Annotated in this window: 8 protein-coding genes and 1 pseudogene; 2 read left to right on the top strand and 7 right to left on the bottom strand. The window is 69.6% G+C overall.

Features of this window, described 5'->3' with window-relative positions; all coding sequences use genetic code 11:
* Positions 1 to 992: response regulator (locus tag KBW95_RS24145; RefSeq protein ID WP_211529537.1), on the top strand; the 992-nt coding region annotated here is incomplete at its 5' end.
* Position 993: 1 nt separating this feature from the next.
* Complete coding sequence (locus KBW95_RS24150; RefSeq protein ID WP_211527122.1) at positions 994 to 3,162, top strand: bifunctional diguanylate cyclase/phosphodiesterase; 2,169 nt, start codon at positions 994 to 996, stop codon at positions 3,160 to 3,162.
* Between the two features lie 3 nt (positions 3,163 to 3,165).
* On the opposite strand, the gene KBW95_RS24155 is transcribed toward KBW95_RS24150, so the two are convergent.
* The 7 genes and pseudogenes from KBW95_RS24155 to KBW95_RS24185 all read right to left on the bottom strand — a co-directional run.
* Complete coding sequence (locus tag KBW95_RS24155; RefSeq protein WP_211527121.1) at positions 3,166 to 5,580, bottom strand: penicillin acylase family protein; 2,415 nt, start codon at positions 5,578 to 5,580, stop codon at positions 3,166 to 3,168.
* Between the two features lie 539 nt (positions 5,581 to 6,119).
* Entirely contained in the window at positions 6,120 to 7,016 is an 897-nt protein-coding gene (locus KBW95_RS24160) for a polysaccharide deacetylase family protein (protein WP_211527120.1), read from the bottom strand.
* Entirely contained in the window at positions 7,003 to 8,139 is a 1,137-nt protein-coding gene (locus tag KBW95_RS24165) for a glycosyltransferase family 1 protein (RefSeq protein WP_211527119.1), read from the bottom strand. The genes KBW95_RS24160 and KBW95_RS24165 overlap by 14 nt, the downstream gene beginning before the upstream one ends.
* 114 nt (positions 8,140 to 8,253) lie before the next feature.
* A complete protein-coding gene (recR, locus tag KBW95_RS24170; RefSeq protein ID WP_211527118.1) occupies positions 8,254 to 8,844 on the bottom strand; it encodes a recombination mediator RecR in 591 nt (196 codons plus the stop codon).
* Between the two features lies 1 nt (position 8,845).
* On the bottom strand, positions 8,846 to 9,133 hold the full coding sequence (locus KBW95_RS24175) for a YciI family protein (RefSeq protein WP_211527117.1): 288 nt from the start codon (positions 9,131 to 9,133) through the stop codon (positions 8,846 to 8,848).
* An 11-nt stretch (positions 9,134 to 9,144) separates the two neighbouring features.
* Positions 9,145 to 9,471 carry a YbaB/EbfC family nucleoid-associated protein gene (locus tag KBW95_RS24180; RefSeq protein ID WP_027866165.1) on the bottom strand — a complete coding sequence of 109 codons (327 nt, stop codon included), beginning with the start codon at positions 9,469 to 9,471 and terminating at the stop codon, positions 9,145 to 9,147.
* Positions 9,472 to 9,529: 58 nt separating this feature from the next.
* Positions 9,530 to 10,088, bottom strand: a pseudogene (locus tag KBW95_RS24185) (DNA polymerase III subunit gamma/tau); the annotation flags it as partial.

Below are 10,088 nucleotides of genomic sequence, written 5' to 3' on the forward strand. Positions count from 1 at the left end.
GGGGGGGGGGCCCCCCCCCGCGGCCCCCGCGGGCCCCCCCCCCCGACCTGTACGCCTGCCTGGCCGCGCGCGCGGCGCGGCTGCATGGCGCGCCGGCCGCTGTCCCGGCCCAGGCGGGCATCGCCGCCGCGCTGCCCGCCGCGCTGTCCGCTGATCCGGTGCCGCCCGGACGCCAGCCATCGGGACGGCGCGCGCGGCGCGTGCTGCTGGCCGAGGACAATCCGGTCAATGTCGAAGTTGCCAAGGCCATGCTCGAAAGCCTGGGGCTGGAAGCCCACTGCGCGCGCAATGGCGAAGAGGCCTTGAACTGCGTGCGCGAAGGCGGCTGGGATGCGGTGCTGATGGATTGCCAGATGCCGGTGATGGACGGCTTCGCCGCCACCTCGGCGATCCGCCGCTACGAGCGCGAAGCGGGCCGCGCGCGCACCCTGCCCGTCATCGCCATCACCGCCAATGCGCTCCAGGGCGACCGCGAGGCCTGCCTGGCGGCCGGCATGGACGATTACCTGTCCAAGCCTTTCACCCAGCAGCAGCTGGCCGGCGTGATCGGGCGCTGGGTGTCGCTGCCGCTGAGCGCTTCACGCCATCACGACGATCCGCCCGGTGTACCGGCAGCGCCAGCGCCGGCGCCGCGCCACGATCCTGTCAACCTGGCGGCGCTGGACAACATCCGCGCGCTCAGCCGCGAAGGCGGCGACGCGCTGGTGCAGAAGGTGGTGGCGGCCTATGTCACCGATACCCCGCGCCACATGGCGGCGCTGCGCCAGTCGCTCGCCGGTGGCGACCCGGAAGGCCTGCGCCGCATCGCCCACAGCCTCAAGTCGGCCAGCGCCAATATCGGCGCCGCGCGCCTGGCCGCGCTGTGCCGCGACCTGGAACAGATCGGGCGCGCCGGCAAGGTCGATGGCGGCGCCCCCCTCTTCGCCGACATGGAAAGCGAATTCCTGTCGGTGCGCGAATCGCTCAATGCCCTCCTAGAAAAGGAAACCTAGCATGCCAGCCTCTTCTCCACCCCAGCGCGGGACGGTCCTGGTCGCCGACGACGATCCGGTGATGCGTCTCCTGATGCTCGAGATGCTGGCCCAGGTCGGGCTCGACGCCATCGAAGCGGCGGACGGCCTGGAAGCGGTCGAACTGGCCGCCTCGCGCCATCCGGACCTGATCCTGATGGACGTCGACATGCCGCGCATGGACGGCTTCGCGGCCTGCACCGCGATCCGGGCCGCCGAGGCTGCCAAAACCGGGGACGGCGTCGGCATACCCATCGTGATGGTAACCGGCGGCGACGACGTCGAGGCGGTCACCCATGCCTACGAGGCCGGCGCCACCGACTTCGTCTCCAAGCCGATCAACTGGCCCATCCTCGGCCACCGCGTGCTGTACGTGCTGCGCGCCAGCGACGCCATCGCGCGCCTGCGCATCGCCGACGCCCACAACCGCGCCGTGCTGGCGGCCATTCCCGACACCTTCTTCCGCATGAACGCGGACGGCTTCTACCTCGATTATGAGCCGGGACATGCGCGTCTGCGACAGGAACGCAATGGGCGCGGGCGCGTCGCGCAGGCGGCGAGCATCGACCGCAACGTGGTGGGGCGCCATGTCAGCGACGTGCTGCCGGCCGATATCGCGCACCGCATGCTGGAGCAGATGAAGACCGTGCTGGCCACCCAGCAGGTGCGTTCGGTCGAGTACGAAACCACCGACTGCGGCGAAGTGCAGCACTTCGAGGCGCGCCTGGTGGCGACCAGTCCCTCGCAGGTGCTGGGCCTGGTGCGCGACATCAGTGAACGCAAGCGCGCCGAAGAGCAGATCCGGCGCCTGGCCTATTGCGACAGCCTGACCGGCATTCCGAACCGCCAGGCCTTCCTGGAGACGCTGGAGCGCGAGCTGCAGCGCTCCAAGATCGGCAACAAGAAGTTCGCGGTGCTGTTCATGGACCTGGACGCCTTCAAGCGCATCAACGACACGCTCGGCCACAACGCGGGCGACGCCCTGCTCAAGATGGTGTCGGAGCGCCTGCGCGACACGACGCGCCCCAGCGACCTGGTATCGAGGGGAGATTCGCGGGGCGAGAACAGCACCAACCTGGCGCGCCTGGGCGGCGACGAGTTCACGATCCTGATCCCGGATCTGGAACGGGTCGAGCACGCGCTGAACGTGGCGCACCGGGTGAAGGAGGCGATGCGCCGGCCCTTCCTCATCGAGGGCAACGAGATTTTCGTGACCGCCAGCATCGGCATCTCGCTGTTCCCGGAAGACGGCGACGATTGCGGCTCGCTGCTCAAATACGCCGACACCGCGATGTACCACGCCAAGAACTGCGGCAAGAACAACGCCAAGCTGTACAGCTCTTCGCTGACCATGCAGATCATGAGTCACGTGAAGCTGGAAGTCGGCCTGCGCAAGGCGCTGCAGAACGACGAGCTGTACCTGCTCTACCAGCCGCAGCGGGACGTAGCGAGCGCCGAGATCGTCGGCGTCGAGGCCCTGGTGCGCTGGCGCCATCCCGAGCGCGGGCTGGTGCCGCCCACCGAGTTCATTCCGCTCGCCGAGGAGACCGGCCTGATCGTGCCGATCGGCGAATGGGTGCTGCGCACCGCCTGCCGCCAGGCGCGCGCCTGGCAGCGCCTGACCGGGCGCACGATGCGCATGGCGGTCAACCTGTCGGCCAAGCAGTTCAAGGACGAGAACCTGTCGCAGATGGTGCTCTCGGCCCTGCACGAGACCGGGCTGGACCCGCGCCTGCTGGAACTGGAGCTGACCGAAGGCACCCTGATGGACGACGCCCGCGCCACGCTGGCCACCCTGGAGCAGCTGCGCGGCATCGGCGTCTACCTGTCGATCGACGACTTCGGCACCGGCTACTCGTCGATGAACTATCTCAAGCGCTTCGACGTGCGCGCCTTGAAGATCGACCGCAGCTTCATCTGCGGCCTGCCCCAGGATTCGGAAAACGCGGCCATCACGCGCGCCATCATCGCGATGGCGCACGGACTCAAGATGGTGGTGGTGGCGGAAGGTGTCGAGACCGGCGAGCAGCTGCTGCTGCTCGAGGAATACGGCTGCGACATGGTGCAGGGCTACTTCCTCGGCCGCCCGTCGAGCGCCGAGGCGATTACCGACATGCTGGGCAGCGTCACCCTGGCGCTGCCCGCCAGGTAAAGCTCAGGGGACCAGGCGCAGCGTGTGCTGGGCCGTCCCCGGCAGCAGCGGCAGCGGCCTGCCTTCGGCCCAGGCGGCGTGCCCGGCCAGGAAGTACGGCGACAGCGGATGGCCGCTCTGGCCGCCCGGCATGTTGTACAGGCCTTCTTCTTCCCGTCCCGGCGACACCGTCAAGCGTTCCGACTGGCCGAACTTCGGCCCCGCCACGCGCGGCATGTGGGCGTCGCCCGGCAGGCGGTCGCCCGGCGCGGCCAGCAGGAAGCGCAGCGCGGGCACGGCCATGCTGATCGGATGTGCCACATTGGCCGTGTTGCGCTCGCCCCAGCTGGCTTGCGCCAGGATCTTGCCCTCTTCCTCGATGGCCGCGATCACGCGGTCCACCGCCGCGAGCTGCAAGGCTTGCCAGGTCGGATAGCCGGTAGGCAGCCAGCCGGCCGGCTGCTCGTCCAGCAGGCGCGCCACCACCAGCGGCCAGCGGCTGCCGGCCATGGCGGCGGTGGCCTTGGGATCGCGCTCCTTGATCGCGGCCATGGCCTGGCCGTAGAGCAGCTCGTGCAGCGCCCACATGTAGTCGCGCGCCAGCCGGTAGCCGACCGAATCGACGCTGGCGCGGCCGTCCCAGCTGGTTTCCAGCAGGCGGCGGAACTCGGCGCGCTGCGGCTTGCCGCTCAGCGCGCTCGCATCCAGCGCCGCCAGGGCGCGCCGGCGCCAGTCGGCGATGAACAGCGCGCGGTCGTCGAGCGCCGCGCCGAAGGCCTGGCGCACGTCCATCTTGGCGCCCAGCGCCAGCAGGCCGTCGTGCAGCTGGCGATTGCGCATGCCCAGGTCAAAGCCGCCGTCGCCGATGCGCTCCGATCCCGCACCCATCAGCTGGCGGCTGTTGGCGGTGGTGATCTGCCCCTCGCGCGGATTGAGCACGCGCGGATAGTCCGCCGCCGGCAGCAGGCCGTTCCAGGTCGGCGCATGGCCGTCCGGGTCGAGCGGGAAGGTGGCGACGGGCGGCGGCGTGGTACGGCGCGGCAGCACGCCGGCGATGGTCCAGCCGATATTGCCGCGCGCATCGCCAGCCACGAAGTTCTGGGCGGGGATGCCGTCGATGGCGGCGATCGCCAGCGCCTCGTCGACGCTGCGCGCGCCTTCCAGCTTCAGGTGATTCAGGTTCACCGCCTGGGGATCGTGGGCGATCCAGTGCACCGCGTAGTCGCGGCCGTCCACCGTGCGGATCGGGCCGAGCGAAGTGTCGCGCACCACGAAGCGTTCGGCGGGCGCGCCCTTCACCGCGATCAGCTCGACGTGCTCGCGCGGGGTTTCCCAGCCGTTCGGGGTGCGCACCTGAGCGCCTTTTGCGGCGTCCTTGCCCAGTTCGACCAGGTCGAGCAGGTCGGCGTAGCTGTTGGTGAAGCTCCAGGCCACCTGGCCGTTGCTGCCGACGATCACCGAAGGCGGCGCGCCCGGCAGGGTCACGCCGACCACGCGGCGCTGGCCGCCGGCGGCGCTGGCGTCGGGGAAGCGCAGCACGACGCGGAACCAGATGTTTGGCAACTGCAGGCCCAGGTGCATGTCGTCCGAGACGATGGCCGCGCCGCTGCTGGTGCGGCTGCCCGCCACCGCGTAGTTGTTGCTGCCGACCGAATCGGTGAAATCGGCGGCGGCCAGCTGGACCGGGACTTTCGAGGCCGGTCCCCACCAGTCCGGGGCGTGGGAAGGGATCGGCGCCAGCGCGGGCGCCGAAGCGGGAGTAGCGGGGGCATCGAGGGTAGCGTCGATGGCGCTGGCGTCGGGCAGCAGGAAGGCCAGCTGGGCGGCGTCGCTGTGCTCGCGCATCCAGCCGCGCGCCAGCTCGCGCGGGGCCAGGTTGTTCTGCAGGTCGATGTACATCGCCCACGCGACCAGCAGCGAATCCTGGGCCGTCCACGGACGCGGCGCGCTTCCGGTCAGGGCGTATTCGAAGGGCTTGGCGCGCAGGGCCTTCAGGCCGTCGTTGACGCCGGCGACGTAGCGGTCGAGCAGGTCGCGTTCCGGCCCGTTCAGGCGCGCCAGGGCGCTTTCCGCGCGGGCGCGGAAGCGGTGCAGGCGATGGTCACGGTCGAGCGGCAACGCGCGCGGGCCGAACAGCTCGGCCAGCTCGCCGGCCGCGGTGCGGCGCAGCAGATCCATCTGGAAGTAGCGTTCCTGGGCGTGCACGAAGCCGGTCGCATAGGCGACGTCGCCGCGGCTGCTCCCCTGAATCACGGGCACGCCGTCGCGGTCGCGCGCCACGGTCACCTCGGCAGTCAGGCCAGGCGCCGTGCGCTCGCCGTCGAGCTGGGCCAGGCTGCCACGTAGGTACAGCCAGGCGCCGAGCACGGCCAGCAGCAATAAACCCAGCACCGCGGCCAGCGTCCGCAGGGTCCAGGTTTTCCATCCACGCTTGCGCATGTGTCTCCTCCTTGTTTTTAGGGGGCGTATCTTGCCAGAAAAAGCGCCTGGTGGGAGTACGGTCGTTCTGAAAATGCAGCGCGGGCGGAAGGTCAACTTGGGTTCCGGCCTCCGCCGGAACGACGTGCTGAGGAAGCTGGCCGGGGTAGCCCCGCAAGTTCGCGCCCGTAAATACGTTGTTCCGGCGGAGGCCGGAACCCAAGTTTGCCCGCAGACCACGACCATCACTCCTTACTAAAACCTCCGCGCACATTTGACCCGCCTCCGTACAACGGCCTCCACCGCCCCTATGCTATTCTGTCCTGGCGCCATCCACGGCGCGAAGGGAGGACCCATGCGTACCTCATTGCGTATTCCTGTTTCGGCAGCCGCCCTGGCCTGCCTTGTGCCGCTGCTGTCGGCGTGCGCCACCTCACCCGAAGAACGCGCGGCCCGCATGCAGGCCGACATGGCGCAGATGATCACCGTCTACGGCCCGGCCTGTGTCCGGCTCGGCTATACGGCCGAAAGCGACGCCTGGCGCAACTGCGTGCTGCAGCTCAGCACGAAGGACGAGCTCCGCCGCCTTGGCAATACTCCATCGTATTACGGAGGCTGGGGACCGCGCTGGCGTGGTGCGGGCTATTGGGGACCGTACTGGTGAGCAGCCGCGCGAACGCCGCCTTGGTCATCGGCGTGCGGCGCGCCAGCAGCCGCTCGACCGTCCGCTGCGCATGACGCAGCAGGCGGGGATAGCGCACATCCGGCGGATGCAGGCTCAGGCGAATCAGCGGCGCCCGGGACAGCAAGGCGGACGTCAGGTCGGCCATGACCGGTGATAAAAGACGGCCGCTGCGGTTACGCGCGGCGTAGACCAGCGAGGGCGAATACGTCGACCGGCATGCCGGCGCCCTGCTTTCTTCCGGCAAGCCGCCAAGCTTCCCAGCCTCGCTTCCCTCTTCGCCCTGCAACAGATGGAAGCGGGTAAAGGTCGTCGTGTACGCGAATGGGAAACGGCGCAGCGCGCGCCAGGCATCCTCGCCCATCAGCCAGGCCGGCGGCACGAAGCCGCTCACCGGCCAGCCCTGGGCCGCGAACCAGTCGAGTCCAAGGCGGATGCGGCGCTCCGCTTCCTCCGCAGTCAGCGCGGCGAACTCGCCTTCGCGGCTGTAGGCGCCGCGCAGGAAGCGGTCGCGCCAGCCCTCGCCGCGCGGGCTGGTATCGAGGTGGGTGTAGCCATGCAGGGTCAGTTCGTCGCCGCGCGCCAGCGCCGCGTCCAGCCCGGCGCGCATACGTCGCTCCTCGCCCCCGCCGCGGTGGTAGGCCGGCACCACCAGCCAGGTCAGCGGGATGTCGGCGACCTCGCGGATCGCTTCGGCCAGGCGCCGGCACTCGTCCCACGTGGACGGGGCCACGTCGTGGATGGACACGCAGAGCGCGGCCTCAGTCGGTAACACAGATGCGCTCCAGCGCCGGCTGCGCCGCCTGGCCCGCGCCCAGCAGGCTGTGGTAGCGGCGCAGGATCTGCGGAAAGATCTGGTTCCAGTCGAAATATTCGCGCGTCTTGTGGCGGGCGTGCTCGCCCAGCGCGGCCATGTCGCGTTCGTAGATCGCCTCGATGGCGCCGGCCAGGCTGTCGGCGCAGTTCGGCTGCGCCAGGATGCCGGAACGCTCGTCCACCAGCTCGGCCACCCCGCCGCCGCTCGTGGCCACCACCGGCAGGCCGCAAGCCATCGCTTCCAGCACGATCAGGCCGAAGGTCTCGCAATCGCCCGGGTGCACCAGCAGGTCGCAGCTGGCCAGCAGGCGCGCCAGGTCGCGCTGGTCGCGCTGGAACGGCAGCACGCTGATGCGCTCGCCGCGCGGCGGCTCTTCGCCGCCGCCCACCATGAGCAGGTGGTAAGGCGCGCCCAGCTTGCGCACGGCCTCGATCAGGAGCGGGAGCTTTTTCTCCGGCGTAAAGCGGCCCGCGTAGACGAGCAGGCGCGCATCCGGCGCAATGCCGAGCTCGGCGCGCAGGCCGGGATCGCGCCGGTCGGGCCGGAACACGTCGCTGGCGATGCCCAGCGGCTGGTGCAGCGCCCCCTTGACGCCCATCGCCTCGAGCTGCCCGACCATCAGCCGGCTGGGCGCGAGCACCAGGTCGAACTCGCGGTACAGGTGGGCCAGGTATTTGCAGGTGGCCTGGCGCGCGGCCTGGCCGAAGCGGTTCTCCACCAGGCGCGGCAGGTCGGAATGGTAGAAGGCGATGGCCGGCACGCCATGCCGCTCGCGCAGGCGCAAGGCGGCCCAGGCGCTGTGGCCGGCGTCGCCGACCTCGATCAGGTCGGGCTCGCTGGCCTTGAGCCGGCGCGCCAGGGCCGCGACCGACACCGGCATGCGATAGCCGTTGATGCCGGGCAGCGGCACGCCGGGCACGCGCACCAGCGAAGGGATGTCGCCGCCATCGTCCACGTTGGGGCTGAGAATGGTGTGGCGCATGAGCCCATGCTCGGCCAGCCAATGGGATTTCGCGTTCAGGTAAGTGCTGACGCCGCCGCCTTCCGCGGCATAGAACATCGTGATATCGACGAGGTGCATGTCGGGTCCGCTGAAAGAGCCTACGATAGCAGCGGCCCGCACATCGGGCTTGCGCGCACGCACAGGCACCCGTGCTGACTTGAACCGACTGCTACCGGGTTGTCGTTACAACCATTATGCGCTGCGGCGGTCGATCATGGCGCGCGCTATCGTGCCGGCATCGACGTACTCAAGCTCGCCGCCGACGGGCACGCCGCGCGCCAGGCGGCTGACTTTCAGGCCGCGCGCCTTCAGCATTTCACTGATGTAATGGGCGGTGGCTTCGCCCTCGTTGGTGAAATTGGTGGCCAGCACCACTTCCTGGACCACGCCGTCGGCTGCGCGGTTGACCAGCTTGTCCAGGTGCAGGTCCTTGGGACCGATGCCGTCCAGCGGCGACAGCCTGCCCATCAGCACGAAGTACAGGCCCTTGTAGGTCAGGGTCTGCTCGATCATCAGCTGGTCGGCCGGGGTTTCGACGATGCACAGCAGGCTGTGGTCGCGCGCCTCGTCGGCGCACAGGTCGCAGACCTCGGTGTCCGAGAAGGTATTGCACATGGCGCAGTGGTGCACCGTGTCGACCGCCTGGTAGAGCGCGCGCGACAGCTGGGCCGCGCCTTCACGGTCGTGCTGCAGCAGGTGGAAGGCCATGCGCTGGGCCGACTTGGGGCCCACGCCCGGGAGGCGGCGCAGGGATTCGGTAAGGAATTCGAGGGACTTGGACATGTCAGGCTCGCCAGGCGCTCAGCGCCGGCGCCGTCATGAGGGGCTTGAACTCGGTGATCTCGTAGCGCGCCACCCCTGCCCTGTGAAACGGATCCTCGCCCAGCACCGCTTCCAGCGCCGCGCGGCTGGGCGCGTCGGCCAGGATGATGCCGCCCTCGCGCGGCACCTTTGGCCCGGACATCAGGAAATGGCCCGCCGCATACTGCGCGGCGAGGTAGTCCCGGTGGGCGGCCAGGTGCGCGTCGATGTGCTCGAGCGGCGCGGTATAGCTGAGCGAAATGACGAACATCAGCCTTGGCGTCAGAACGGCATCTTGAAGCCAGGCGGCAGCGGCATGCCGGCGGTCAGGCCGCTCATCTTCTCGGCGGAAGTCGCTTCTGCCTTGCGCACGGCGTCGTTGAAGGCCGCGGCGACCAGGTCTTCCAGCATGTCGCGGTCGTCGCCCAGCAGCGACGGGTCGATGGTGACGCGCTTGACGTCGTTCTTGCAGGTCATCACGACCTTGACCAGGCCGGCGCCCGACTGGCCTTCGACTTCGATCTGAGCCAGCTGCTCCTGCGCCTTCTTCATGTTGTCCTGCATGGCTTGCGCCTGCTTCATCAGGCCTGCGAGCTGGTTTTTCATCATGGTGGTTTCTCCAAGTTGTCCGGATGGGTAAATGGGTTTGTGCGTCCTTGCCGGTCGCTCAGGCGACCGGCGGCTTGACCGAGCCCGGCACGATGAAGGCGCCGAGTGTGCGCTCCATCTCCTGCACGAAGGCATCGGCGCCCACGGTGGCTTCGGCCTGGCGCTGGCGTTCCTCGCGCGCCGCACGCTGTTCGGCGCCGGCGGTGTACCACACGGGGCCGATCTCGGTATCGACCGTGACACGCAGATTCGGGAAATGTTCCTGCAAGGCCGCGGCCAGCTTGTCGCTATTGCCGCTGGCGCGCAGGGTATCGACCGGCACGCGCAGGCGGAAGGTCACGGCGTGCTCGGACGCCACGCAGCCGATCAGCTCGGTCTGCAGGGCCAGCTGCTGGGCCACGCCGCGCAGCGGCAGGCTGCCGGCCAGCGCGGGCCAGTTGCCGTCCCAATTGATCTCGGGCACGGGCGTGACGACGTAGGGATGCGGCGGCGCGGACGGCGCGGCGACCCGCGCCGGCTGCGGCGGAGCGACCACGGCCGGCGCCTCGGCGGCGACGGCGGTGTCGTCGGAAAATTCGGTCACCCAGGAGGGAGGCTCGTCGTCGGCGGGCTGCTGT

It is taken from the genome of Massilia sp. ZL223, from assembly GCF_018119395.1.
In the GTDB taxonomy this organism is placed as follows: domain Bacteria; phylum Pseudomonadota; class Gammaproteobacteria; order Burkholderiales; family Burkholderiaceae_D; genus Telluria.

Coding starts and splice junctions, on each gene's coding strand:
- KBW95_RS24180 (WP_027866165.1), bottom strand. CDS start 9,471: ATGATGAAAAACCAGCTCGCAGGCCTGATGAAGCAGGCGCAAGCCATG.
- KBW95_RS24150 (WP_211527122.1), top strand. CDS start 994: ATGCCAGCCTCTTCTCCACCCCAGCGCGGGACGGTCCTGGTCGCCGAC.
- KBW95_RS24175 (WP_211527117.1), bottom strand. CDS start 9,133: ATGTTCGTCATTTCGCTCAGCTATACCGCGCCGCTCGAGCACATCGAC.
- recR (WP_211527118.1), bottom strand. CDS start 8,844: ATGTCCAAGTCCCTCGAATTCCTTACCGAATCCCTGCGCCGCCTCCCG.
- KBW95_RS24165 (WP_211527119.1), bottom strand. CDS start 8,139: ATGCACCTCGTCGATATCACGATGTTCTATGCCGCGGAAGGCGGCGGC.
- KBW95_RS24155 (WP_211527121.1), bottom strand. CDS start 5,580: ATGCGCAAGCGTGGATGGAAAACCTGGACCCTGCGGACGCTGGCCGCG.